Origin of the sequence: Prauserella isguenensis, assembly GCF_014191605.1 — a bacterium.
GTDB lineage: Bacteria > Actinomycetota > Actinomycetes > Mycobacteriales > Pseudonocardiaceae > Prauserella > Prauserella isguenensis.
The window spans coordinates 884,589-910,646 of sequence record NZ_JACHWU010000002.1 but is presented as its reverse complement, the minus strand read 5'-3'; the positions used below and the strand labels follow the sequence as shown (position 1 = coordinate 910,646).

The window sequence follows — 26,058 nt, the reverse complement described above, 5'->3', positions numbered from 1 at the left end:
CCTCGTCACTGCCGGCCTGCACCCCGGCCATCTCCGGCGGGTTGACCATGTGGTTCAGCGGCTCGGACACCCCGGAAAAGACCAGGCCGATGCCCTTTCCCGCGGAGAAGAGCATCGCGAACCACGAGTACAGCGAGAACTCCGGCCGCTCGTCGTCCCTGCCGAGCCGGATGGTGCCCACTTTCGACAGTGCCGCCCACAGGCAGAACACCAACATCGCGGTGACCACGATGATGTACCACCAGCCCACATGCGTGCCGATGACATCACGCAACTCGGTGAACGCCTCGGCCGCACCATCGCCATAGCGCGCGCCGTACCACGTCGCGAACCCCAACGCAGCAACGATCACCACCACAGCCGGCACGAACACCGGCCTGGACAACCGCGCCCGCGGAACCCCACGCGACCCATCCGCCGCACCCGATTCCGCTTCTACCTCCGAAGCCACGACAACAACTCCTGTTCGAACGCCCCGGCTCCGAGCTCCGAGCAAGGGCGGGATTGCGGCCGGCGTGCGCCGGCCGGATGTATCGGACGATCCTGTGTCACGACAGTCGGGCGAGCCACTGCTGCCGCCAGCGCTCGGTGCCGGCGAGGTCGTTGAAGGTGAACAGATGGAAGCCGGCGAGCTCGTTGTCGGGACGGCCCATCTGGTCGGCCAACGCGGTGATCAGCTTGTCCGGACGGTAACCACTGGGCAGGAAGAACCGCCAGAGCATGGTGGACTGCTTGGCCAGGAAGCGGGCGGACTGCCCGAGTCCGAGGCCGGCCGACACGCGGATCAGCTTCTGGCGGTTTATCGAACCCGGCACGCCCACCCGGATCGGCGTGTGGATACCTTCGGCGCGCAGTCTGCGGGCCCAGCCGATCGTGCTATCGGGATTGAAGCACAGCTGGGTGATGATCTCGTGCGCGCGGCCGGCCTTGGCGTGCAGCGCGTCGTCGATCACCGTGTCGGGCAGCTTGCCGTGTCCCTCGGGGTATCCCGCGATGCCCACGCTGCGGAAAGAGTGCCCGGCCTCGCTGAGGGCGAGCAGCAGGCTCTCCGCGTCAGCGAACTCCCCGGCGGGTTCGGCTGCGTCCCCGCCGATAGCGAAGATCCGCTCGATTCCGGACTCCACCAGTCGTGCGGCGACGTCGTCGAGCTCCGCGCGGTCACGAATCAGCCGGGCGGGCAGGTGCGGTGCGGCGTGGTATCCGTTCTTGCTCAACCGGACGGCGAGCTCGACGGTTGCCTCGATGCCCTTGGCTTCGGTGGCGGTGACCGTCAGCGGCACGTCCAGCGGGACGTGGGCGAGCACCTTGTCCTCGGTGCTGCGGAACGGCAGAACCTCGTAGGATGCGTGCCGCAGAGCTCCGGCCAGCACGACCCGGTGATGCGCGGAAGGTTGAGAGAACATCGCGGACTCCCTGTTGCGGGTGATGAGACGCGTGCTGAAAGCCCCTCCGGTTGGAGGCGTGGCTTCCGGCGGACTGGCTAGTGGCCCCGTTCGACCCACTCGGCGACCTGCGAGATCGCCTCGCCGTCCACAGAGAACGTCAGTGGGACGACGGCGTGGCCTGCTCGGGTCGCCATCAGAAGGTCACCACCGAACGCAGCACGTCACCGCGGTGCATCTTCTCGAACGCAGCCTCGACCCCGTCCAGCGCGATCTCCTCGGTCACGAACTTCTCCAGCGGCAACCGGCCCTGCAGATAGAGCTCGGTGAGCATCGGGAAGTCCCGCTCCGGCAAGCAATCGCCGTACCAGCTGGACTTCAAGGCGCCGCCGCGGGCGAACACGTCCAGCAACGGCAGGTCCAGCCGCATCGTCGGGTCCGGAACGCCGACCAGTACGACGGTTCCCGCCAGGTCCCTGGCGTAGAACGCCTGCTCGTAGGTCTTGGGCACCCCGACCGCGTCGATCACCACGTCCGCACCGTTGCCGCCGGTGAGCTCACGGATCGCCTCGACCGTGTCGGCCTCGGATGCGTTGACGGTGTGCGTGGCGCCGAACTGGCACGCCCAGTCGAGTTTCTTCGGGTCGGTGTCGACCGCGATGATCCGCCGCGCCCCTGTCATCGCCGCCCCGGCCACGGCCCCGTCGCCGACGCCGCCGCAGCCGATCACCGCCACGGAATCGCCAGGCCCGGTCTGACCGGTGTTCACCGCGGCGCCGATACCGGCCATCACGCCGCAACCCAACAGGCCGGCCACCGCCGGACGCCCCGATCGCCCCACCTTGGTGCATTGCGTCGAGTGCACCAGAGTCTTCTCGGCGAACCCGCCGATCCCCAGTGCGGGTGACAGCGGGGTACCGTCGGCCAGGGTCATCGGCTGGTCGGCGTTGTGGGTGTCGAAGCAGTACTGGGGGCGGCCGCGCCTGCAGGCCCGGCAGCTGCCACACACCGCGCGCCAGTTGAGCACGACGAAGTCGCCCGGCTCGACGTTGTGCACACCTTCGCCGACGGCAGCCACCCTGCCGGCCACCTCGTGACCGAGCAGGAACGGGAACTCGTCGTTGATGCCGCCTTCCCGGTAGTGCAGATCGGTGTGGCAGACACCGCAGGCCTGCACGTCGACCACGGCCTCACCCGGGCCGGGATCCGGGACATGGATCGTGGTGACCTCCACGGGCTTACCCTCGCCCATGGCCACCACGGCGCGCACTTCGGTCACCGGTCGCTCCCATTCGCCAGCGTACGGACGGATGCTGCTTGTCGGGTTCGGTCCCGGTACTCCGCGGCCGCGTCGGCAAGCCAGTCGGCGAGATAGCGCGCGAAGGATGCGCGGACGAGAATCCAGAAGCTCGGCTCGTCGGCGTCCCGGCACAGCACGACCACTCCGGCGCGTGCCAGCAGCGTCTGTGCGCACTGGTCGGAGGTGAAGCTGCGCCGATGCAGGTCGAGCGCGCAGCCCTTGGCCAGCAGCTCCCGGGATCTCGGGCCGGTGACCTCGACGATCGTGCGGTTGCCGGACACGTCGACCACCGAGCCGTGGTCCTCGCCGAGGGCCTCGGCGAGTGTTGCCTGAATCCGCCCGGCGCTGCCCTCCGGGCCGACCAGCAGCCATTCGTCCGGACCCATCCAGAGGATCTGCAGCTGTTCGGTGCGGGCGACCTGACCGGGCTGATTGGGCAGCATCGTGCCCACGGCCGTGCCGATGCGCTCGGCTGCCGGGCTCTTCGGGTCGACGCGCAGCGTGATCTGGGCGGTGAAGGCCACTTCGGACAGTTGCACGGCACCGGGCACCGAGGAGCCGGCCAGTGTCTCGGCGCGGGCGGCCAGCGGGGACTCGCCGTGGAGCTCAGCCATCGCGACGGTTTCCTTCCTTGTCGTAGAAGACCGGTTCGGTGATCTCGACGGGCACGAGCCGGTCGCCGACGTGGCCGTAGACGGTCTGCCCGATGCGGTCTCGGCCGCTCTTCACCAAGGCGAGGGCGAAGGGGCGGTCGAGGGCGGCGCTGCGGTAACTGGAGGTGATGTGCCCGAGCATGGGAACCGGCGGTTCGGGCAGCTCGGACAGCTCCACCAACTGGGTGCCTTCCGGCACGACGGCGGAGTCGGCCGGTGGCAACAACCCGACGAGGTGTTTGCGGTCCGAGCGGACGGTGTCTGCGCGGCTGAACGAGCGCATGCCGAGGAAGTCGTCCTTCTTCTTCGACACCGCCCAGCTCATCCCGAGATCGTGCGGGGTGACCGTGCCGTCGGTGTCCTGCCCGACGATGGGGAAACCCTTCTCGGCCCGCAGCACGTGCATGGTCTCGGTGCCGTAGGGCGTGATGTCCAGATCGGAACCGGCCTCGTACAGCGCATCCCAGACCTCGCGGCCGTGCCACCAGGGGACGTTGATCTCGAAGGCGAGTTCGCCGGAGAAGCTGATCCGGCACACCCGCGCGGCCCGGCCCGCGACGGTGCCGTCGGTCCAGGACATGAACGGGAAGGCGTCGGCCGCGAGGTCGATGTCCGAGGTCACGCGGGCGAGCACGTCGCGAGAGCGGGGACCGGCAAGGGCGATGGTGGCCCAGTGCTCGGTGACCGAGGTCAAGTGAACCCGCAGGTGCGGCCATTCGGTCTGCAACCAGTCCTCGAGCCATTCGAGTACGCCGGCCGCACCGCCCGAGGTGGTGGAGATGAGGTAGCGGTGCTCGTCGGTACGCATCACGGTGCCGTCATCGAAGACCATGCCGTCGGCGTGGCACATCAGGCCGTAACGGATGCGGCCGACCTTGAGCGTGCTCATCTTGTTCGTGTAGACGAGATCGAGGAACTCGGCCGCGTCCGGGCCCTGCACGTCGATCTTGCCGAGCGTCGAGACGTCCTGCATCCCCACGCCGGTGCGCACCGCGTGGCATTCGCGCAGTACGGCGGAATCCATGTCCTCCCCGGGCCGCGGGTAGTACCAAGGCCGCTTCCACTGGCCGACGTTCTCGAACGGGCACTGCTGCGCGAGGTGCCAGTCGTGCATCGCGGTGACCCGGATGGGGTCGTAGAGGTCGCCGCGGTCGCGACCGGCCAGCGCGGCGAACGCCACCGGTGCGTAGGGCGGGCGGAACGTGGTGGCGCCGACCTGCGCGACCTCGACGCCGAGGAGCTCGGCGATCACGCCGGAGGACAGCAGGCCGGAGGTCTTGCCCTGGTCGTGGGCGGTGCCGATGGTGGTGAACCGTTTGATGTGTTCCACGGACGACATCCCGGCCCCGACGGCCTTGCGCACGTCGGCGACCGTCGCGTCCCGTGCCAGATCGACGAACTGATCGTGGTCGGAGTCCGCGGAAAGGCCCGGCAGCAGCCAGGTCGGCTGCGGCGGTGTGACGGGGCCGGACGGGGAGCTGGGAACCTCGGCGGGGTCGGCGTCGAACCCGGTCGCGCGCGCCGCGGCGCTGCCCGCTTCGGACCCGGTACGCAGACACTCGCCGGTGGTGAAGGTGCCTGCGGCAGCGCCCACCGTGCGCACACCGCGGGTGGCGCGGTCGGGGACGAGCGCGCAGATCTCCTCGGAGTACCGCACGGTTCCGCGTGCCTGGCTGTGCAGGTGCACCGCAGGGTTCCAGCCGCCCGATACGAGCAGCAGATCGCAGTCGAGTTCGGAGGCAACGGTCGGAGCCGAATCGCCGGAGGGCACGGGGGAGATCTGAGCGCCGCTGACGCGGTCGGTGCCCGAGGTGCCGGTGACCGCGCAGTTGGTCAGGATCTGGATGCCCCGCTCGACACACCGTGCGGTCCACAAGGTCGTGGCCACGGGACGTACGTCGACCACGGCCGCGATCTCCACCCCGGCGTCGTGCAGGTCGACGGCGGCGGCGTAGGCACTGTCGTTGGTGGTGAACGCGACGGCGCGGTGACCGGGCAGCACGCCGTAGCGGTGCACGTAGGTGCGGGCCGAGCCTGCGAGCATGGTGCCGGGACGGTCGTTGCCGGGGAAGACCAAGGGCCGCTCGTGGGAGCCGGTGGCGAGTACGACCTCGCGGGCGCGGACGTGCCAGGTGCGCTGCCGGGTGAATGTGTCCTCGCCCCGGTGTTCGACGGCCACCAGATAGTTGTCGTCGTAGCAGCCGAACACGGTGGTGCGGGGCAACACCGTGACCTCCGGGGTCGCCCGCAGCTCGGCGGTGACGCGGTCGATCCAGCGCCCCGCGGGAGCGTGATCGAGCTCCTCGTCGCTGCCGAGCAGGCTGCCGCCGAACTCGGTGTCGGAGTCGGCGATGATCACCCGGGCTCCGCTGCGGGCCGCGCTCAGCGCGGCGGCCAACCCCGCCGGGCCCGCGCCGACGACCAGCACGTCGCAGTGCGCGTTGATCGCGTCGTAGCGAGCCGGGTCGGGGTCGGTCGCCAGCCGCCCCTGCCCGGGCAGCGAGGACGCGACCAGACCGTCGTGCAGCGCTACCGTGGTCGCGGTCAGCATCGGCTCGGGAAAGGGCTCCTCGATCTGCACCAGCGCGTTGGGCTCCTCCGGGCCCGCCGAGGCGATGCCACGCGGCCGTCCGTAGCGGATGCTGGTGCCGACCTGATGCACGCCGTTCGCCAGCAGCGCCGAGGCGAGCGTGTCGCCGTCGAACCCTTCGTACTCGTGGCCGTCGAACCGGAACCGGACCGGGCGGTCGCGGTTGATCCGGCCGCCTTCGGCAAGCCTGTACTCGCCAGTCACCTCGTCACCGCCTCGTGGGAGTCGTCCTGGAAGATCTCGTTGGTGGTCGTGTCGCGGCGGACGGTGAACCAGCGGCGGCAGCCTGCCTGGTGGTTCCACCGCTCGGAGAAGAGGCCCTTGGGGTTGGCGCGGTAGAACAGAAAGCGCGCCCACTCCACATCGGACAGTTCTTGTGGTTCGGCCGGGTACGGCACGTCGGCCTGGCCGCCGTAGTGGAACTCGGTCTCGTTGCGTGGCCCGCACCACGGGCACGGAATCAGCATCATGGCGGTTCTCCTAGTGGGCGACGCCGGCGGCGCCGTGTTCGTCGACCAGGGCGCCGGTCGCGAAGCGGTCGAGGTTGAAGGGTGCGTTCAGCGGGTGGGGTTCGTCATGGGCGATCGTGTGCGCGTAGCACCAGCCGACCCCTGGCGTGGCCTTGAAACCGCCGGTTCCCCAGCCGCAGTTGACGTAGAGGTTCTCGAACGGCGTCAGGCCCATGATCGCCGAGGCGTCGGGAGTGACGTCCACGACGCCGGCCCAGGTACGCAGCACGTGGGCGCGGGAGAACATCGGGAACAGTTCCACCGCGGCGGTCAGCTCCCGTTCGATGGTGTGGAACGCGCCGCGCTGGCCGTAGGAGTTGTAGGCGTCGATGCCCGCACCGAGCACGAGTTCGCCCTTGTGTGCCTGGGACACGTACACGTGCACCGCGTTGGACATGACCACGGTGGGATGCACCGGTTCGAGGAGTTCGGAGACCAGCGCCTGCAGCGGGTGACTCTGGATGGGCAGCGCCAACCCGAGTTCGTCGGTCAACACCGAGGTGGAGCCGGCAGCCGCGAGGGCGACCTTGCCTGCGGCGATGTCACCGCGGGTGGTGCGCACGCCGGTGATCCGGTCGCCGATCCGGTCGAAACCGGTGACCTGACAGTTCTGCACCAGGTCCACGCCCATGCGGTCCAGCGCGCGGGCGAAGCCCCAGGCGACGTGGTCGTGCTTGGCGATGCCCGCCCGCGGCTGCCAGGTCGCACCCATCACCGGGTAACGCAGGTCCTCCGAGGTGTTCAGGATCGGGCAGATCTCGGCGACCTGGTCTGCGTCGAGCCATTCGGCGTCGATGCCGTTGAGCCGGTTGGCACCGACCCGCCGCTTGCTGTCGCGCACGTCCTGCAGGGAGTGGGCGAGGTTGAGCACGCCGCGCTGGGAGAACAGCAGCGGGTAGTCGAGCTCGTCCTCCAGGCCTTCCCAGAGCTTCATCGCGTGCTCGTACAGCCCCGCGCTCTCGTCCCAGAGGTAGTTCGAGCGGATGATCGTGGTGTTGCGCGCCATGTTCCCGCCGGCAAGCCACCCGCTCTCCAGCACCGCCATATTGGTGATGCCGTGGTTGACCGCCAGGTAGTAGGCGGTGGCCAGGCCGTGACCACCACCGCCCACGATCACGACGTCGTAGGAGTGTTTCGGTTCAGGGGAGTTCCAGAGCCAGTCCGGGTGGTCCGGCAGATCGGCACCGGGCGTACGCGGCATCAGAACCCTCCGATCAGGTTCGGGTAGAGGGGGTGCTTGGTGGCGAGCGCTTCGACGCGGGCGCGGAGTTCGGCGCTGGTGGCCCCGTCGAACCCGGGCTGGAGCGCTTCGGCGATGACGTCGGCGATCTCGGTGAATTCGGCGGCACCGAAGCCGCGGGTGGCCAACGCAGGGGTGCCGATGCGCAGCCCGCTGGTGACCATGGGCGGTCGAGGGTCGTTCGGCACCGCGTTGCGGTTGACGGTGATGCCGATCTCGTGGAGGCGGTCCTCGGCCTGCTGGCCGTTGAGTTCCGCGTCGCGCAGGTCGACCAGCACGAGGTGCACGTCGGTACCCCCGGAGACCAACCGCACACCCACCTCGCGGGCGTCGTCGGCCCGGAGGCGTTCGGCCAGGATGCGGGCGCCTTCGACGGTGCGGCGCTGGCGCTCCGCGAACGCCTCGCCTGCGGCGATCTTGAAGGCCACGGCCTTGCCCGCGATGACGTGTTCGAGGGGGCCGCCCTGCTGGCCGGGAAAGACCGCGGAGTTGAGTTTCTTGGCGAACTCGGTGTCGTTGGACAGGATGACGCCGCCGCGCGGGCCGCCGAGAGTCTTGTGCGTGGTGGTGGTGACGACGTGGGCGTGCGGCAGCGGGTTGGGGTGGAGTCCGGCGGCCACGAGCCCGGCGAAGTGGGCCATGTCGACCATGAGGTAGGCGCCGACCTCGTCGGCGATGGCGCGGAAGCGGGCGAAGTCGAGCCGGCGGGGGTAGGCCGACCAGCCTGCGATGATCAGCTGCGGCTTGTGCTCGCGGGCCAGTCGCGCCACCTCGTCCATGTCGACGCGGTGGGTGTCGTCGCTGACGGTGTAAGCCGCGACGTTGTAGAGCTTGCCGGAGAAGTTGATCCGCATGCCGTGGGTCAGGTGCCCGCCGTGGGCCAGGTCGAGGCCCATGATGGTGTCGCCGGGCTTCAGTAGGGCGAACATGGCCGCGGCGTTGGCCTGGGCGCCGGAGTGGGGCTGGACGTTGGCGTAGTCGGCGCCGAAGAGGTCCTTGACGCGGTCGATCGCCAGCTGTTCGACGACGTCGACGTGTTCGCAGCCGCCGTAGTAGCGCTTACGGGGGTAGCCCTCGGCGTACTTGTTGGTCAGCACCGAGCCCTGGGCCTCGAGCACCGCCTGGGGAGCGAAGTTCTCCGACGCGATCATCTCCAGCGTGTTCCGCTGGCGGCCCAACTCGGCGCCGACCGCCGTCGCCACCTCCGGGTCCACCGCCGAGAGTGGATGGTCGAACAGATCATCGGTGGACGAATTCATGGGACTCCTTCCGCGCTGGCACGCAGCAGGGGATCGAGGGTTGGCAAGGCCGAACGCTCGGCTCGCCTGAAAGTCAACTGAAATATCAGATGTAGGTCACAGTAACACCGCGTGCTGCGCGGTCAAGGGATTCCGGAGTTCGGTCTGAAACCCGCGCACCGCGGCTCCGCGCGCCCGGACAAAGCGGTCGAACGCCTCATCGGGAGCGTTCAGGCAGTCGGCTTACCAGCGATTTTCGGCTACGTGTTGACCGGATCACACCCGCCGTCCTACCGTGTTGTGTAGTTGATATATCAGTCCTCGGTCAGAGGGGTGAGCATCCACCCTTCCGGCGCGGCCCGGCGGCGCCGCACATTCCGAAGCCCTTCTCCGCAACGAGAACCGCCTGCCGAAGGCGGTATCGCTCCTCAGTTCGAAATCTCGCCGTCCCGTAAGGAGACCTGCATGAGCACGACCCCTCGCGTCGTCATCGTCGGAGCCGGGATCGTCGGTGCGAACCTGGCCGACGAGCTCACCAGCCGCGGGTGGAACGAGGTCACCGTCCTCGATCAGGGGCCGTTGCCGCTGACCGGCGGCTCGACCTCGCACGCGCCCGGCCTCGTGTACCAGACCGGCGCGTCGAAGACGATGACCGAGTTCGCCACCTACACCGTCGAGAAGTTCAAGAGCCTGCACGCCGACGAAGGCTGGTGCTTCAACCAGGTCGGCGGGCTGGAAGTGGCGACCACCCCGGAGCGGCTGGCCGATCTGCACCGCAAGCAGGGCTTGGCCACCTCCTGGGGCGTCCCCGGAGAAGTCATCTCGCCCGAGGAATGCGTCAAGCTGCATCCGCTGCTCGAGGCCGATCGCATCCTCGGCGGGTTCCACACACCCACCGACGGTCTGGCCAAGGCGCCCCGCGCGGTGCTGGCGCTGACGCGGCGGGCGGCCGCTCGCGGGGCCCGGTTCCGCGGCGAGACCCGGGTGCTGGGGATCAACCAGCGGGGTGGCCGCGTGACCGGGGTGGAAACGGACCAGGGCGAGGTGCCCGCCGACATCGTGGTGTCCTGCGCCGGGTTCTGGGGTCCGCAACTCGGTGAGATGGCCGGCATGAACGTCCCGCTGCTGCCCATGGCGCACCAGTACGCCAAGACCGACCAGCTTCCCGAACTCGCGGGTCGCAACGACGAACTCACCGAGGCCAAACTGCCGATTCTGCGCCATCAGGATCGCGACCTCTACTACCGCGAGCACGTGGACCGGTTGGGCATCGGCACCTACGCGCACCGCCCGATGCCGGTGCGCCTGAGCGATCTGCCCGAAGTGGACGATCCCTCCGAGTCGGCCATGCCCTCGGTGCTGCCGTTCACCGACGCGGACTTCGCGCCTTCCTGGGAGCACACCCAGCGGTTGCTGCCCGCATTGGAGTCGGCGTCCGTCGAGACCGGCTTCAACGGGGTCATGTCGTTCACTCCCGACGGCGGTCCGCTGGTCGGTGAGTCGCCGGACGTGGCGGGTTTCTGGATCGCCGAGGCTGTGTGGGTGACCCACTCCGCGGGCGTGGCTCGGTCGGTGGCGCAGCTGCTCGTGGACGGGCGCAGCGAGATCGAGCTGCACGGCTGCGACGTGCACCGCTTCGACGAGATCGAGACGACCCCTGAGTACGTCGAGGAGACGGCTTCGCAGGGCTTCGTGGAGGTCTACGACGTCAAGCACCCGCTGCAGCCCAAGTTCTCACCGCGTGACCTGCGGGTGAGCCCGTTCCACGCACGGCAGAAGGAACTGGGCGCGGTGTTCCTCGAGGCCCACGGTTGGGAGCGGCCCCACTGGTACGAGGCGAACGCGCCGCTGGTCAAGGAACTGCCGATGGAGTGGCAGCCACCGGCCAGGGACGCGTGGGCGGCGATGTACCACAGCCCGATCGCCGCGGTCGAGGCGTGGAAGACGCGCACCGACGTCGCCATGTTCGACATGACCTCGCTCAAGCGCCTCGAGGTCAGCGGCCCGGGCGCGCTGGCGTTCCTGGACCGGCTCACCACGAACAAGCTCGACAAGTCCGTCGGGTCGGTGACCTACACGTTGATGCTCGACGAGGCGGGCGGCGTGCGCAGCGACCTCACCGTGGCGCGGCTGGAGGAGCAGCTGTTCCAGGTCGGTGCCAACGGCAACCTCGACTTCGATCGGATGCGCCGCGAGCTGCCCGAGGACGGCAGCGTGCACCTGCGCGACATCACCGGCGGCACCTGCTGCATCGGAGTCTGGGGCCCGCGGGCCCGCGACCTGGTGCAGCCGCTGAGCCGGGAGGACCTCTCGCACGAGGCCCTGAAGTTCTTCCGCTGCAAGCAGATTCGCATCGCCGGTATCCCGGTCACCGCGATGCGGGTGTCCTACGTCGGTGAGCTCGGCTGGGAGCTCTACACCAGCGCCCAGTACGGCCAGCGGCTCTGGGACGTGCTCTACGCGGCCGGCCGCGAGCACGGTGTCGTGGCGGCCGGGCGAGCGGCGTTCAACAGCCTGCGGCTGGAGAAGGGCTACCGCGCCTGGGGCGCGGACATGACCACCGAGCACAACCCGTTCGAAGCCGGGCTCGGCTTCGCGGTGCGGATGCAGAAGGGCGATTTCGTCGGCCGGGAGGCCCTCGAGGCGATCGACCCCGAGTCGGTCACCCGGAAGCTGCGCTGCCTGACCATCGACGACGAGCGCAGCGTGGTGCTGGGCTCCGAGCCGGTGTTCGTCGACGGTGTGGCCTCCGGATACGTCACCTCGGCGGCCTTCTCCCACACCCTCGGCACCCCGATCGCCTACGCCTGGCTGCCCGCCGAGGCCGTCGAGGGCACGCAGGTGCGCATCCAGTACTTCGACCGCATGGTGGCCGCGACCGTCGCGGCCGAGCCCCTTGTCGACCCGGACATGCACCGGATCCGCCGGTGACCAGCACTGCGCCCGCGGGCGCACGACCGCGAAGGACGTCCATGCGCACCGAGACGATCGAACACTACCTACACGAGCTGGGCGCCAGGGTGCCGGCGCCCGGTGGCGGGGCGGCCGCAGCGCTGCACGCCGCGCAGGCCGCGGCGCTGCTGTCCATGGTCGCCCGCTACAGCGACGGCGAGAAGTACGCCGAGCAGGCCGAGACCCTGCAGGAGGCGTGTGAGGCCGCCGATGAGCTGCGCGGGCTCTGCCTCGATCTGGCGGAGCAGGATGCGGAGGCCTTCGGCGCGGTCGCCGCAGCCTATGCACTGCCCAAGCAGACCGCCGAGGAGAAGCAGCAGCGTTCCTCGGCCATCGCGGCTGCACTCGCCGAGGCTGGGCGGGTCCCGGCCAGGGTGGCCGCTCTGGCCGCCCAGCTCGTCGAGCTCGCCGAGCTGTTGCGGCCGATCGGAAACCCCAACGTGATCAGCGACGTGGCGGCAGCCGCGGTCGCGGCACGGGCGGCCATCTCGACCGCCCGGGTCAACGTCGAGATCAACCTCGCCGGAATCACCGATCCCGACGTCCACGCCGAACTCGACGAGGCGATCGTCAAGACCGACGACACCCTGCTGCGCGCCGACTCCGTCACCTCCGCCGTTCGGGAGCAGATCCTGCGATGACCACGATGCAGCCCACCGAAATCCGATCCGACGACGCCGTCCGAGAACTCGGTGGCACCGGACTGGCCCGCGAGATCCGCACGCGGGCCGCGGTCGACGCCGCGGAGCTCACCGAGTCCGGGACCACCCCGGGGCTGGCGGTGGTGGTGGCCACCGACGACGAGTCCAGTGCCTGGTACGTGCGATCGATCGCCCGCGCCGCGGGCAAGGCCGGAATCGACTGCCGGACGGTCGATCTCGGTGCGGGCGCGGACCCCCAGCTGATCCGCGCCACGCTGGAGCAACTCAGCGCCGACGGGTCGGTGCACGGCATCATCCTGCAGACTCCGCTGCCTGCCGGCGCGCACTTCGAAGACCTGGCTTCGGCGATCGATCCCCGCAAGGACGTCGACGGGGCCAACCCGGTCTCGCTCGGCAACCTGGCCGCGGGCCTGCCCGCGTACCCGCCGGCGACCGCCGCTGCGGTCCTGGAACTGCTCGATCACCACGAGGTCGAGCTCGCCGGGCGCAACTGCGTCGTGGTGGGGCGTTCGAACGTGGTCGGCAAGCCGGTCGCGCGGCTGCTGTTGCAGCGCGACGCGACCGTCACGATCTGCCACCGGCACACCCCGGAACTGACCGCGTTCACCCCGGACGCCGACGTGCTGGTGGTCGCGGTCGGCAAGCCCGACCTGATCACCGACAAACACGTCAGGGATGGCGCGATCGTCGTCGACGTCGGCACCAACCCGACCACCGACGGCGGGCTCGTCGGCGACGTCGATCCGTCCGTGCATGTCGCCGGCCTCACCCCGGTGCCAGGGGGCGTGGGCCCGGTGACCACCGCGCTGCTACTGCAGCACACCGTGCGGTCGGCGGTCCGCAGCGCCCGCCGGCCCCGGCACGCCGCCGAGTCCCAGCTGCGAACCAGTTCGGAGCACTGATGAGCCTTTCCGTATTCGACTTGTTCAAGGTCGGCATCGGGCCGTCGAGTTCGCACACCGTCGGCCCGATGCGAGCCGCCTACCTGTTCGTTCAGCATCTGCGTGAGAGCGGGTTGCTGCAGCGCGTCACGCAGGTGCGCTGTGAGCTGTTCGGTTCGCTCGGCGCCACCGGGCACGGGCACGGCAGCGTCAAGGCCGTGGTCCTGGGGCTGGCAGGGGAGCAGCCGCACCTGGTCGACCCGGTGGCGGCCGAACCGTTGGTGCAGGCCGCTCGAGAGGAAGCCCGGCTGAGTCTCGGCGGTGCCCACAAGATCGCCTTCGACGTGGACGGGGACGTGGTGCTGCACCGCAACACCCGGCTCGACTTCCACAGCAACGGCATGATGTTCGAGGCCTTCGACGAGGCGGGGGTTCGGCTCGATCGCCGCGAGTACTACTCGGTCGGCGGCGGCTTCGTCGTCGACGAGGACGAGGCGGGGCGGCCGGTGCTCGTCGAGGACGACACCCCGGTGCGCCACCCGTTCAGCACCGCCGAGCAGCTGCTGGCGCACACCACCGCCGCCGGGTCGCGGATCAGCGACGTGGTCCTGGCCAACGAGCGCAGCTGGCGCACCGAGGTCGAGACACGTGCCGGACTGCTGCACATCTGGGCGGTGATGCAGGAGTGCGTCGAGCAGGGCACCCGCACCGGCGGGACGCTGCCAGGCGGGCTCAAGGTTCGCCGCCGCGCTCGCGAACTGCGAGCCAGCCTCGAGGACAGCGCAGGGGAGGGGGACGCGGCGCAGGCCATGGAGTGGGTGACGCTGTTCGCCCTGGCTGTCAACGAGCAGAACGCGGCGGGCGGCCGGGTGGTGACCGCACCGACCAACGGCGCAGCCGGGATCGTGCCTGCCGTGCTGCACTACGCGCACCGCTACCTGCCACATTTCGACGACGACGCCGCGGTGCGTTTCCTGCTCACCGCCGGGGCGATCGGCGTGCTGTTCAAGGAGAACGCCTCCATCTCCGGTGCCGAGGTCGGCTGCCAGGGCGAGGTCGGATCGGCCTGTTCGATGGCCGCAGCCGGGCTCGCCGAGGTGCTCGGCGGAACCCCCGAGCAGGTGGAGAACGCCGCGGAGATCGGTATCGAACACAACCTCGGGCTGACCTGCGACCCGGTGGGCGGACTGGTGCAGATCCCGTGCATCGAGCGCAACGCGGTGGCCGCGATCACGGCGATCACCGCAGCCCGGATGGCGCTGCGCGGCGACGGCCGGCACCACGTGTCCCTGGACAAGGCGATCAAGACGATGCGCGAGACCGGGGCCGACATGAAGGACAAGTACAAGGAGACCGCTCGCGGCGGCCTCGCGCTCAACATCGTGGAATGCTGAGGAGAATCCCTTGACCAGGAGTTTCAGCGTACAAGCCCGGTCGTTCACGCTCACCTTGAGCTGCCCGAACCGCACGGGGATCGTCCAGGCCGTCAGTTCCTATCTCGTGGAGCACGGTTGCGACATCGTCGAGTACCGGCAGTTCGACGACCCGGTTCGCGGGCGCCTGTTCCTGCGGGTGCAGGCGGCCGCGAACGTCGAGGTCGACCTCGACACGATGGCCGACGACTTCGCTCCGGTGGCCACCGACTTCGAGATGGACTTCGCACTGCACCAGGACCGTGACGCCAGGGTCGTCGTGATGGTCTCCAAGCTGGGCCACTGCCTCAACGACCTGATCTACCGATGGCGGGCCGGGGCTCTGGGCGCCGAGATCGTGGCCGTGGTGTCCAACCACGAGGATCTGCGCCCGATGGCCGACGCCGCAGGCCTGCCGTTCCACCACATCCCGGTGAGTCCGGAGACCAAGCCCGAGGCCGAGTCGCAGCTGCTGCAGCTGGTCGACGACTACGAGGCCGATCTGGTGGTGCTCGCCCGGTACATGCAGGTGCTCTCCGACCAGACCTGCAAGGCGCTGCACGGCAGGGCGATCAACATTCACCATTCGTTCCTACCCGGGTTTAAGGGCGCCAAGCCTTACCACCAGGCCTACGACCGGGGAGTGAAGCTGGTCGGCGCCACCGCCCACTTCGTCACCCCGGACCTCGACGAGGGCCCGATCATCGAGCAGGAGGTGATCCGTATCGATCACACCTACGACCCGCGGGCGCTGCAGACCGTGGGCCGGGACGCCGAGGCACTGGCGCTGTCCCGTGCCGTGCGGTGGTACTGCGAGAACCGCGTGCTGCTCAACGGCAACAGCACCGTGGTGTTCGGCTAGCCGCGAGGCCAGAAGTGCGAGTACTTTGGTCGGCGCACTGCGTTCCTCCCGGCACTCCCGGGAGCACACCGCATCGTCGCCACGCGCGTATCGCTCGGTGGTTCCGCGGCCGAGGACCACCGCCGGTGGCCGCACACCCGAGTGATTCCGCCCCCCCAGCGATCACATCAGGACCACTGACCCCCCCCCTTTGCCACATCACGATCGAATCAGAGCCGGCGCCCGCTGCGTTCGCGCCGCAGCGAGACGCCACCTCACTGACGAGGAGCGTTACCCATGACGACCGGTGAGCTTCCCACCGCACAGGAGCAGGCAGGCGACCTCCCCGAAAGCCTGCGTGAGACCTTGGCCGGGCACTACTACACCGACCCCGAGATCTTCCGCCTGGAACAGGAGCACATCTTCGAAGCAGGCTGGTTCTGCGCCGTGCTCAGTGCGGATCTGGCCAAGCCCGGCCAGTTCGAGACTATCCAGGTCGGACGCGAGAGCGTGCTCGTCACGCGGGGCCGCGACGGTGCGATCAAGGCCTTCCTCAACGTCTGCCGGCACCGCGGCGCGCGGCTGTGCACCGAGGAGAAGGGCGAGGTCCGTCGGTCCTTCCAGTGCCCGTACCACGCCTGGACGTACTCGTTCGACGGCGCGCTGATCGCCGCGCCGAACCTCGGTGCGATGGAGGACATCGACCGCACCCAATACGGGCTGCACGACGTGCACATACGCGAGTGGCTCGGGTACGTGTGGCTGTGCCTGGCCGAGGAGCCACCGTCGTTCGAGGACACCGTCGTCGGCGACGTCAACGCGCGGCTGGGAACTCCCGACGCGATCGTCGGCTACCAGGTCGCCGACCTCAAGCTGGGCAGGCGCATCGAGTACGACGTGAAGGCGAACTGGAAGCAGATCGTCGAGAACTTCATGGAGTGCTACCACTGCGCCACGATCCACCCCGAGCTCACCGAAGTGCTCCCGGAGTTCGCCGACGGACTCGCCGCGCAGTACTTCGTGGGACACGGCGCCGAGTTCGGCGAGGACGTCCAGGGCTTCACGGTGGACGGTTCGGCCGGTGTGGAGAAGCTTCCCGGGGTGAGCGAGGAGCAGGACCGTCGCTACTACGCCATCACCGTGCGGCCGCAGGTGTTCATCAACCTGGTGCCCGACCACGTGGTGTTCCACCGGATGTTCCCGCTGACCGCCGAGCGCACGCTGGTGCGGTGCGACTGGCTGTATCTTCCGGACGTGGTGGACTCCGGCGCCGACATCGACCGGTCCGTGGAGCTGTTCCACCGGGTCAACCAGCAGGACTTCGACGCCTGCGAGCGCTGTCAGCTGGCCATGGACTCCCGCGCCTACGCAGACGGCGGCGTCCTGGTGCCCAGCGAGCACCACATCTCCGAGTTCCACGACTGGGTCCGCGAGCGCATCGGCTGATCCGGTCTCGACAGGGGCCTCGCGTCGGTACGGCGCGAGGCCCCTTCGCATACCCGTGGCGAGTCCCTACGCCCGTGCCACCGCCGTCCTCGGCCGGCAGCGCCCGCGTCTCCGGTTGCTGTCACCGCTGCGGTTTCTGCGGGCCGGACACTCCGGACATCGAGGTTCTGTCACCACACCCGGGCCGGTTCCGGACACGCCGGCACGAGCGCTCCGGGCACGCCGGAACTAGCGAGGCGGTTCCAGGGGGACGCCGTCCTCGGACAGCGGGGGAGGCGGGAGCTCGGCGCTGGAGGTCAGCGGAGCGGCGCCGTCGAGCGGTTTACCGGCGTGCTCTCGTAGATGTCGCGTCGCGATCATGCCTATGACGCCCGCGCCGATGAGATAGTAGCCCGGCCAGTCCAGGTTGCCGGTGGCGGTGACGGCGGCCTCGATGATCGTCGGCGCGGTCCCGGCGAACAGCGAGACCGACAGGTTGAAGATCACCGCGAGGCTGCTGTACCGGATCATGGTCGGAAACAGTGCGGGCAGCGTCGACGGTGAGACCGCCGCGAAGCACATCAGGCACAGCCCGATGATCAGCAGCCCGGTGATCTGGCCTGCCGTCCCGGCGCGCAGCAGCCACACGGCCGGCAACCCGAGCAGCACCAGCGCCACGCTTCCGGTCATCAACACCGGTTTTCGGCCGATGCGGTCGCTGAGTCTCCCGACACTGACGATCGCGCACAGCATCACGAGCATGACGGCCACCTGCATCCCGGTGGCCACGCCACTGCTCGTCCCGCTCTCGCCGTAACGGGGGAGCGTGCCGGTCAGGTAGGTCGGGACGTAGTTGGTCAGCACGTAGTTGGTCACGTTCCATGTGACGATCACGCCTGCGGCCACGAGCGCCGCGGTGCGGTAGTGACGCCGCACGATCTGCACGGCGCGCTTGGTCGACATCGTGGCCAGCGCGGGGGAGCGTTCCATCTGCTGCCGGAACGCCGGTGTGTCCTCCAGTCGCATGCGCAGGTACAGCCCGGCCATACCCAGCGGCAGGGCGAGCATGAACGGCACGCGCCAGCCCCAGGTGAACAGCTCCTCGTCGGGCAACAACGCGATCACCGCACCGCACGTGCTCGCGCCGAGGGTGTAGCCGGTGATCGTGCTGAACTCCAGCCAACTGCCGAAGAATCCGCGCCTGCGGTCCGGGGCGTACTCCGCCATGAGGGTCAGCGCCCCGACGTACTCCCCGCCCGCGGAGAAGCCCTGCAACATCCGGATGATCAGCACGAGTACCGGGGCCAGCATCCCGACGGCGCCGTAGCTGGGCACCAGGCCGAGCAGCACCGTGGCCACGGCCATCAGGAGGATGGTGGCCGACAGGACCTTGGTGCGGCCGTAGCGGTCGCCGAGCCTGCCGAAGATCAGCCCGCCCAACGGCCGCATGACGAACGCGGCGGCGAACGCGCCGAGTGTGTAGACCGCCGCCCATTCCCCGAGTTGCGGGAAGAAGACCTGGTCCAGCACGACCGCCGCCAGGTACGAGTAAATGCCGAAGTCGTACCACTCGGCGACGTTGCCGACCGCGGCGGCGGCGGTGGCGCGGTGGACCGTGCGTTCCTCCTGCACCACGGGTGGCGTCAGGCCCCGGCGCGGTCGCCTGAACTTGTCGGTCATGGAGCTCCCCGGAGGTGCGATGTGAGGTGGCGAGCGGCGTTGGCGCGACGCCGGGGCAGCATAACGGTTGTGGACCGCGTTCGAATACTGATATATCTATTGGCTACAACGTAGCCGTTCAGTGCTCTTCGAAGCAAGAATCCATCCCTCTTCGCGGACGCCCGCGGGGCCGCCACATCGCTCGGTGCGGCTCCGCGATCACGGCGTGTCCACGATCGTTTTCGCTGGTCGTGCCGCATGAAATGCGCGTGTTTCGACCGAATTTGACCGTTGACTCGTGGGGTGTCGAACCCCATCCTGTGAGTTGCGTAATGCACTACTCGTTCCTCTATGAGCAACAGGGGCCGTAATGATCTTGGTTGGTGAGTTGGCAGGCCTGCCGCCCGGGGAGTCGGTACGGGTTCAGGGCGAGGTGGCGATCGCTGTGTTCAATGTGGACGGTGAGCTCTACGCGATCGACGACACCTGCTCGCATCAGGACGCGTCGTTGTCAGACGGATGGCTCGAGGGCTGCGCGGTGGAGTGCCCGCTGCACGCCGCCTGCTTCGACCTCCGGACCGGTCAGCCCAGCGGGCCGCCTGCGAAGAAGCCGGTGCGCACGCACGCGGTTTCGATCGAAGACGGTGTGATCTACGTGCACGAGTCGACCCGGGTCACCGTCGGTGGCGCGGTTGCCGAGGAGGTCGGTTGATGGAACGCGTCACTGTCGTCGGTGCTTCGCTTGCGGGGCTGGCGACCGTCCGTGCGCTGCGCGCGCAGGAGTTCGAAGGTCGGATCACCTTGATCGGCGACGAGCGGCACGAGCCCTACGATCGTCCCCCACTGTCGAAGGAGTACCTCGCCGGAACCGTCAGCGAGGACGACATCGGGCTGACTCATTCCGACGACGCCGAGCTCGACGTGGAGTGGGTCATCGGCCAGCCGGCCAGTTCGCTCGACACCGCGGGGAAATCCGTCGAGCTCGCCGGAGGCTTTCGGATCGAGACCGATGCCGTCGTGGTCGCCACCGGTGCCCGAGCGCGTGAACTCCCCGGAGACTGCCCGGAGGGTGTGCACACCCTCCGCACCCTCGACGACGCCAGGGCGCTGCGCACCGAGCTGGTTCCCGGTGCGCGGCTGGTCGTCATCGGAGCGGGCTTCATCGGAGCGGAGATCGCCTCCACCGCAGCGGGGCTCGGCTGCGAGGTGGACATCGTCGAGGCCGCGGACGTCCCCTTGCAGCGACCGCTGGGCGCGGAGATGGGCGCGGTGTGCGGCCGGCTGCACGCGCGCAACGGGGCACGACTGCACGCGGGCACCGGTCTCGCGGAGTTGGTCGGGGAGACCCGGGTGAAGGCGGTGCGGCTCACCGACGGGCGCGAACTGCCTGCCGATGTCGTCGTGGTCGGTATCGGCGCACAGCCGAACACCGAGTGGCTCGCCGGATCGGGTCTGGACCTCGACGGCGGCGTTCGCACCGACGAGCAGGGACGTACGGCCGTCCCCGAGGTTCTCGCAGTCGGCGACTGTGCCCATTCCTACCGTGACTACACGGCAGGCTGGCTGCGCCTCGAACACTGGACCAACGCGTTGCAGCAACCGGCGGCCGCGGTCGCCGCGCTGCTCGGTCGGGAGCATTCCGCCCCGGCGCATCACTCGGTTCCCTACTTCTGGTCCGACCAGTACGGCCACAAGATCCAGTTCGCGGGTCACCGCACGGCCGACTGCACGGTTCAGATCGAGGAGGGCGATCCGGACTCCGGTGATTTCCTCGCCCTCTACCTCGATTCCGAGGAGCGTCCGGTGGGTGTCCTGGCGATCGACCGAGCCCGTCCGTTCGGGCAATGGCGGAGAAAACTGGCCAGGAGCCGGTGATCGGCGGGCCGTCGTCCGGCCAGCCGCGCGGGTCGGCCGGATCCGACAGGGTCCGGCCGGAAAGGGGTTCAGACCAACGGTTCAGACCAACGAGCGCATGGCCTTGTCGAAGTTCAGCACGTGCTCGCGTGCGAGTCGTTCAGCCTTGTCCGGCTGGCGGGAGCTGATCGCCCGCAGCAGCCCTGAGTGCTCCATGACGTGACTGTCGAAATCCGCCATGCGGTCGAGGAAGACGCAGAAGATTCGCGTCGCGAGGTTGTCGTAGCGGATCAGCGTGTCTTCCAGATGCGGATTCCCCGCGGCGTGGTAGATCGCGCGGTGGACATGCAGGTCCCACCGCATCACCTCGTCGCGGGTGAGGGAGCGGAAGTCCATGTCGTCGAGGAAGTCGGCGAGTTCGGTGAACTCTCCGGCCTCCGGGTCGCCGAGGGTCTCGGCCGCGCGGCGCGCTGCGAGCGGTTCGAGGTGCACGCGCAGGTCGGAGATGTAGGCCAGGTCGGTGATGTCCACGGCCGTGGCGAAGGTTCCCCGGCGCGGGTAGGACACGACCAAGCGGTCGATCTCGAGGCGCTTGAGTGCTTCCCTCACCGGAGTCCTGCCGATGTCGAGCGACTGCGCGAGTGCCGCGTCGTCGATCGGCTCCATCGGCGGGATGTCCAGCATGATCAGCCGATCGCGGATCGATTGGTAGGCCTTCTCGGCCATGGAAATCGGTTGATCCTCGGTAGTAGCGCTCATCGTGCCCCCGACTGCATCGCCAATCCCCGAATCTCCTCGAAATTCTGATACTCGACTAGTATAGCAGATTTCCATTGCGGTACCGATGTGTGCTGGGTGTCACCGTCCCGGTTCCCGGTCGTGACCTGCGAACACGTCGAGAGCTCGGCCGGGTTCGCACGCACGGGCAGGGGCGTATGCCGGCCGGGGCGTCGTCGTACGAGGTGGGCGGCCTGGCGGGATTCGCCGCGGCATTCGTTTTTCGAATCCGTCCGTGATGTGACACGGGAATTGTCCCGTGGTCGTGGTGACCGAACGGGTGTGTGACTCTCGGGCGTCCGGCTGCGGGTGTCGGATCGCACACTCCGTGCCGGACCTGCGGCGCGCCGCCCGAGTGGACGTGCGTGTCAGCTTCGTGCAGGTCAGTCGGCCCCGGACGTGCTCGGTGCGGTCTGAACCGGGTTCCTGCCGAGGTCGAGGGAGTGGAGCGCGGTGGCGAGTTCGGCGACATCGAACGGCTGGGTCAGCGACCGGCCCGTGAGCTGATTGATGCGGCGCAGTCTGTAGCGAACGGTGTTCGGGTGGCAGTAGAGCTGCTCTGCGGTCTGCTCGGCGGAACCACCGTGGTCGAACCAGGCGTGCAGGGTGTCCAACAGGCTGGTGCGGTCCTCGGCGGGGAGCTCGAGCACCGCGCCCAGGACCTGGTAGGCGACGCGTTCGCTCTCCTCGGGCTCGCAGGCGACCAGCGCGGCGAGCGGGCTCGTGCCGAACGCGCGGACGTCGGGCCGGCCCGCGGGGATCCCCGCGAGCGCGACGCCGGCGAGATGCAGCGCCCTCGGCGTGTCCCGGAGTGCTTGGTACGGAGGGCTGACACCGGTACGGGTGGTCACCACCTCGCGCAGGACGACGAACAGCTCGTCCCGCTGTCCGGGACGTAACGAGACGAGCCCGGTGTGCAGTGTCGGAGTGAGGCGCCAGGCCGAGACGATGCCCCGTTCGGCGAGCCGTCGTTCGACCCGGGGAAGGCCGGCGTCGGCCAGCGCGCCGTTCTCGGCGGCGACCACGACCAGGTCCGCGTTCGGCTGCAGATCGAGGAGTTTGGCGATCTCCCACGGGCTGGCGTCCGGACCCACCTGCCCGGTGAACAGCGCTTCGAGCAGGGCCGCACGGCGCTGGTGTTGTTCGTCGAGTAGTTCTGCGGTGGCGGCCCGATAGGCCTCGGTGAGTTCGATGGCGTGTTCGTCCGCGAGCTGCCAGAGGAGAGTGGCGGCGCCGAGGAGCGTGGTGCGGGACGATTCGTGGCGTTCGCCTGCGTGCCGGATGAGCATGTCCCACACGGCGGTGAAGGCCAGTCGGTAGGCGCGCAGCACCTCGGGCAGCGGCGCGCCCTGGTGCGCGCGGCGCCGTCCGGTCTCCCGGGGTGCGCTGAGGTCGCGGGAGCCGCCGGGGTCGCGAAGTGCGGCGACGATGTAACGCAGGTTGTGCTCGATCGAACGGCGTAGGTCCTCGCGCGGCACGACCGTGCGGTAGACGTCCATCCGGTCGACGCAGTCGGCGACGACGCCGCCGGCCAGCTCCGCCAGCCGCGCGTCGGCCAGGTCGGCCAGCTCCGCGAGTGAGCCCTCACCGTTGTTCATCGATCATCGTTTCGTTCCGGCCCGGCGTCAGAAGCGGTTGTCGTATCGGACGGTTGTCGTATCGGACGGGGGTCGTATCCGATGGGTCGCATCGAGGTCCCGCGTCACAACGAGCTTTGTCTGCATCGACAACCGCGGCAACAGTACCGTCGACCCGGTCCCCGCGTCCCGTCCGTCCCCGCGGCCCGATCCCACCGACGTCGGGCGCCGGCCGGCACGGAGCGGTCGAACACGGACTCGGCACGCTGATGACATCGACGAAACAGGAGCCGGCATGGGCAGCGACGACACGGCTGAAGGCGTCGAGACGACCGCCGAAGGCGGGCCCGGTACCGAGGCGGAGTCCGCGCAGAGCGCCGCGGCATCGGAGGAATCGACCGTCCCGGGCCTCATGTCGGACACACGGCGGCAGGGTGGAACCGGGCCGCTGACCGACGGACGCTGGTCGCAACGGCCGTACCACCACCCCGCTGCCGGATGGGGCGCGGCGGCGTCGGTGATGCGGGTACTGGGTCGCGAGCGTGCACCGGTGCGGGGCACCCGCGCGATGTTCGACATGAACCACGAGGGGCGGAGTTACGACTGCCCTGGGTGCGCTTGGCCCGATGACGCCAAGGGCCTCAAGCTCGACATCTGCGAGAACGGCATCAAGCACGTCACGTGGGAGATGACGCGTAAGCGGGTCGACCGGGAGTTCTTCGCCGCCCACTCGGTCTCCGAACTGGCCGAGTGGACCGACTTCGACCTCGAGAATCAGGGACGGCTCACCGAGCCGATGGTCTACGACGCCGCGACCGACCACTACGTGCCGATCAGCTGGTCCGAGGCGTTCGAGCTCGTCGGCGGGCAGTTGCGCACCCTCGACAGTCCTGATCAGGCGACGTTCTACACCTCCGGAAGGCTCGGCAACGAGGCGACCTTCCTCTACCAGTTGATGGTTCGCGAGTACGGCACCAACAACCTGCCGGACTGTTCCAACATGTGCCACGAGGCCTCCGGTCGGGCGTTGCGGGCCTCGCTCGGGACGGGCAAGGGCACCGTCGATCTGCACGACTGGGAGCAGTGCGACGCGCTGTTCGTGCTCGGGGTCAATGCTGCGTCGAACGCGCCGCGCATGCTGACGGCGCTGGCCGAGGCGTACGCGCGTGGCGCCGAGATCGTTCACGTCAACCCGCTCGTCGAGGCCGGTGCCACCCGCACGATCGTGCCCCACGAGTTCGCCGACATGGCGCGGTTCAAGTCGACCCCGACCAGCACCCTGAACCTGCAGGTCCGTCCTGGCGGAGACCTGGCCCTCATCCGCGGCATCGCCAAGGTGGTGCTCGAACGGGCACGCGAGAGCCCCGACATCCTCGACCGCGATTTCCTCGAATCCTCCACCCACGGGTTCGAGGACTACCGGGAGCTGGTCGAGGCCACGAGCTGGGACGACCTCGCGGTCCAGTCCGGGCTCGAGGAGAGCGACATCCGGCGCGCCGCCGACATCTACCTGCGCTCCGAACGCGCGTTGATCAGCTGGTGCCTCGGCGTCAGCCAGCACGAACACGGCGTGGACACCGTCAGGGAGATCGTGAACCTCCTGTTGCTCCGCGGAAACATCGGACGCGAGGGCGCAGGCCCGTCGCCGATACGTGGGCACAGCAACGTGCAGGGCAACCGCACCTGCGGTGTCGACCACAAGCCGGGTGCCGAGTTCCTGGACCGGCTGGCCGAGGTGTGCCGGATCGATCCGCCCCGCGAGCACGGCCTCGACACCGTTCGTTCGATCGAAGCGATGCATGCGGGCGAGCTGAAGGTGTTCGTGGGCATGGGCGGCAACTTCGTGCGCGCAGCTCCGGACACCGAGTACACCGCCGAAGGGTTGCGACGGTGCGAGCTGACCGTGCAGATCAGCACCAAGCTGAACCGCAGTCACCTGGTCCACGGCAAGCAGGCCTTGATCCTGCCGTGCCTGGGCCGTACCGAACTGGACGAGCAACGCGGCGGCCTGCAGAGCACGAGCGTCGAGGACGCGATGAGCATGGTCCACCTGTCCACCGGGAGAAAGCGGCCTGCCTCGCCGCAGTTGTTGTCCGAACCGGCCATCATCGCCGGCATGGCACGGGCGACGTTGCCGGACAGCACAACACCGTGGGAGTGGTACGTCGAGGATTACGACCGGGTCCGCGACGTGATGGCGCGCGTCCTGCCCGGCTTCGAGGACTTCAACACGCGGGTCCGGCAACCCTCGGGGTTCCGGATTCCGCAGCCGGCGCGCGACCGCAGCTTCCACACCCGTTCCGGCAGGGCCGAGTTCTGCCACGCGGCGTTGCCGGACGTCATCCCGGACTCCGCCGACGTTCTCGTGCTGCAGACGATGCGCTCGCACGATCAGTGGAACACCACCATCTACTCGAACAACGACCGATACCGCGGCGTGCGCAACCTGCGCGAGCTGATTTTCATGAACGCCGACGACATGCGTGAGCGAGGCCTCGAGGAGGGGACGCCGGTCGACATCGTCGCCACGTCCAAGGACGGATCGCGGCGCTCGCTGCGCGAGTACCGCGCCATCTCGTACAACCTGCCTCGCGGTAGCGCCGCGGGCTACATGCCCGAGATGAACGAACTCATCGGCGCCGCCGACTACAGCGTGCAAAGCGATCAGCCGCTGATGAAGAACATCCGTGTCCGCGTCACGCCGTCGGCTTCGGCGAACCCGTAGATCCAGGGGAAGGTGGTGCGGTAGCGAACTGCGCGGGCTTCGAGGACCGGCGCCGGACGGTTGTGTCGGCGTCGAGGGTCGGGACGCGCAGCCCGCGCTCGACAGTCAGCCGACGCGCAGCTCGGTGTCGTCCACGGCGACGACGTCGCCGCGCACGAGCTGCCTGCCCCGGCGGTGCTCGGCCTCGCCGTTGACGTCGACGCGACCGTCCTCCAACAGCGACCGCACGTCGGAACCGGCGTCGACCACGCCCGCGAGCTTCAGGAACTGGCCGAGTCGGATGGAATCGGTACTGACAGCAACGTCCTGCATCCCGTCATCATCCCGCGCTCCTGCGACCGGCCCTCACCCGGGCCGGTCGCAGGAGGCGGTCTCCGGCGC

21 protein-coding genes are annotated in these 26,058 nt (G+C 68.9%); 9 read left to right on the top strand and 12 right to left on the bottom strand.

Annotated features, from left to right (window positions below; all coding sequences use genetic code 11):
* From FHS23_RS12740 to glyA, 8 genes are all read right to left on the bottom strand, one after another.
* Window positions 1–337: BCCT family transporter (locus FHS23_RS12740; protein WP_246381961.1), on the bottom strand; the 337-nt coding region annotated here is incomplete at its 3' end.
* A gap of 211 nt (window positions 338–548) precedes the next feature.
* A complete protein-coding gene (locus FHS23_RS12735) occupies window positions 549–1,403 on the bottom strand; it encodes a methylenetetrahydrofolate reductase (RefSeq protein WP_183653635.1) in 855 nt (284 codons plus the stop codon).
* A 175-nt stretch (window positions 1,404–1,578) separates the two neighbouring features.
* Entirely contained in the window at window positions 1,579–2,661 is a 1,083-nt protein-coding gene (locus tag FHS23_RS12730; RefSeq protein WP_183653632.1) for an S-(hydroxymethyl)mycothiol dehydrogenase, read from the bottom strand.
* Window positions 2,658–3,296 (bottom strand): sarcosine oxidase subunit gamma, encoded by a 639-nt coding sequence (locus FHS23_RS12725; RefSeq protein WP_183653629.1) that lies wholly within the window; start codon window positions 3,294–3,296, stop codon window positions 2,658–2,660. Before FHS23_RS12725 ends, FHS23_RS12730 begins: the two co-directional genes overlap by 4 nt.
* Window positions 3,289–6,129: a 2Fe-2S iron-sulfur cluster-binding protein gene (locus FHS23_RS12720; RefSeq protein WP_183653626.1), complete on the bottom strand. Its 2,841-nt coding sequence runs from the start codon at window positions 6,127–6,129 to the stop codon at window positions 3,289–3,291. The genes FHS23_RS12725 and FHS23_RS12720 overlap by 8 nt, the downstream gene beginning before the upstream one ends.
* Window positions 6,126–6,395, bottom strand: a complete 270-nt coding sequence (locus FHS23_RS12715; protein ID WP_183653623.1) for a sarcosine oxidase subunit delta — start codon at window positions 6,393–6,395, stop codon at window positions 6,126–6,128. The genes FHS23_RS12720 and FHS23_RS12715 overlap by 4 nt, the downstream gene beginning before the upstream one ends.
* A gap of 10 nt (window positions 6,396–6,405) precedes the next feature.
* Window positions 6,406–7,635, bottom strand: a complete 1,230-nt coding sequence (locus FHS23_RS12710; protein WP_221219345.1) for a sarcosine oxidase subunit beta family protein — start codon at window positions 7,633–7,635, stop codon at window positions 6,406–6,408.
* The gene (glyA, locus tag FHS23_RS12705; protein ID WP_183653620.1) at window positions 7,635–8,933 is read right to left on the bottom strand and encodes a serine hydroxymethyltransferase; all 1,299 of its coding nucleotides are present in this window, start codon (window positions 8,931–8,933) and stop codon (window positions 7,635–7,637) included. Before glyA ends, FHS23_RS12710 begins: the two co-directional genes overlap by 1 nt.
* Before the next feature lie 444 nt (window positions 8,934–9,377).
* Here glyA and FHS23_RS12700 point away from each other — a divergent pair, with 444 nt between their 5' ends.
* From FHS23_RS12700 to FHS23_RS12675, 6 genes are all read left to right on the top strand, one after another.
* The gene (locus FHS23_RS12700; RefSeq protein ID WP_183653616.1) at window positions 9,378–11,843 is read left to right on the top strand and encodes a GcvT family protein; all 2,466 of its coding nucleotides are present in this window, start codon (window positions 9,378–9,380) and stop codon (window positions 11,841–11,843) included.
* 41 nt (window positions 11,844–11,884) lie between these two features.
* Window positions 11,885–12,505: a cyclodeaminase/cyclohydrolase family protein gene (locus FHS23_RS12695; RefSeq protein ID WP_183653613.1), complete on the top strand. Its 621-nt coding sequence runs from the start codon at window positions 11,885–11,887 to the stop codon at window positions 12,503–12,505.
* A gap of 5 nt (window positions 12,506–12,510) precedes the next feature.
* Complete coding sequence (locus FHS23_RS12690) at window positions 12,511–13,428, top strand: bifunctional 5,10-methylenetetrahydrofolate dehydrogenase/5,10-methenyltetrahydrofolate cyclohydrolase (RefSeq protein WP_425501116.1); 918 nt, start codon at window positions 12,511–12,513, stop codon at window positions 13,426–13,428.
* Complete coding sequence (locus FHS23_RS12685) at window positions 13,428–14,801, top strand: L-serine ammonia-lyase (protein ID WP_183653607.1); 1,374 nt, start codon at window positions 13,428–13,430, stop codon at window positions 14,799–14,801. Before FHS23_RS12690 ends, FHS23_RS12685 begins: the two co-directional genes overlap by 1 nt.
* Window positions 14,802–14,811: 10 nt before the next feature.
* Window positions 14,812–15,681, top strand: coding sequence for a formyltetrahydrofolate deformylase (gene purU, locus FHS23_RS12680; protein ID WP_183653603.1), 870 nt, complete (start codon window positions 14,812–14,814; stop codon window positions 15,679–15,681).
* 276 nt (window positions 15,682–15,957) lie between these two features.
* A complete protein-coding gene (locus FHS23_RS12675) occupies window positions 15,958–17,106 on the top strand; it encodes an aromatic ring-hydroxylating oxygenase subunit alpha (RefSeq protein WP_183653600.1) in 1,149 nt (382 codons plus the stop codon).
* Window positions 17,107–17,334: 228 nt separating this feature from the next.
* On the opposite strand, the gene FHS23_RS12670 is transcribed toward FHS23_RS12675, so the two are convergent.
* Window positions 17,335–18,765 (bottom strand): MFS transporter, encoded by a 1,431-nt coding sequence (locus FHS23_RS12670; protein ID WP_183653597.1) that lies wholly within the window; start codon window positions 18,763–18,765, stop codon window positions 17,335–17,337.
* 349 nt (window positions 18,766–19,114) lie between these two features.
* On the opposite strand from FHS23_RS12670, the gene FHS23_RS12665 reads away from it, so the two are divergent.
* Together FHS23_RS12665 and FHS23_RS12660 are read left to right on the top strand one after the other, a co-directional pair.
* The gene (locus tag FHS23_RS12665; protein WP_183653594.1) at window positions 19,115–19,456 is read left to right on the top strand and encodes a bifunctional 3-phenylpropionate/cinnamic acid dioxygenase ferredoxin subunit; all 342 of its coding nucleotides are present in this window, start codon (window positions 19,115–19,117) and stop codon (window positions 19,454–19,456) included.
* Entirely contained in the window at window positions 19,456–20,619 is a 1,164-nt protein-coding gene (locus FHS23_RS12660; RefSeq protein WP_183653591.1) for an NAD(P)/FAD-dependent oxidoreductase, read from the top strand. The genes FHS23_RS12665 and FHS23_RS12660 overlap by 1 nt, the downstream gene beginning before the upstream one ends.
* Before the next feature lie 81 nt (window positions 20,620–20,700).
* On the opposite strand, the gene FHS23_RS12655 is transcribed toward FHS23_RS12660, so the two are convergent.
* Both FHS23_RS12655 and FHS23_RS12650 read right to left on the bottom strand, forming a co-directional pair.
* The gene (locus tag FHS23_RS12655; RefSeq protein ID WP_246381959.1) at window positions 20,701–21,324 is read right to left on the bottom strand and encodes a GntR family transcriptional regulator; all 624 of its coding nucleotides are present in this window, start codon (window positions 21,322–21,324) and stop codon (window positions 20,701–20,703) included.
* A 434-nt stretch (window positions 21,325–21,758) separates the two neighbouring features.
* Window positions 21,759–22,973 (bottom strand): PucR family transcriptional regulator, encoded by a 1,215-nt coding sequence (locus FHS23_RS12650; protein WP_183653585.1) that lies wholly within the window; start codon window positions 22,971–22,973, stop codon window positions 21,759–21,761.
* A 274-nt stretch (window positions 22,974–23,247) separates the two neighbouring features.
* Here FHS23_RS12650 and FHS23_RS12645 point away from each other — a divergent pair, with 274 nt between their 5' ends.
* The gene (locus FHS23_RS12645; RefSeq protein ID WP_221219344.1) at window positions 23,248–25,677 is read left to right on the top strand and encodes an FdhF/YdeP family oxidoreductase; all 2,430 of its coding nucleotides are present in this window, start codon (window positions 23,248–23,250) and stop codon (window positions 25,675–25,677) included.
* 105 nt (window positions 25,678–25,782) lie between these two features.
* Here the strand turns inward: FHS23_RS12645 and FHS23_RS12640 are convergent, their stop codons facing one another.
* Window positions 25,783–25,989: an RNA-binding S4 domain-containing protein gene (locus tag FHS23_RS12640; RefSeq protein WP_183653581.1), complete on the bottom strand. Its 207-nt coding sequence runs from the start codon at window positions 25,987–25,989 to the stop codon at window positions 25,783–25,785.
* Window positions 25,990–26,058: the final 69 nt, after the last annotated feature.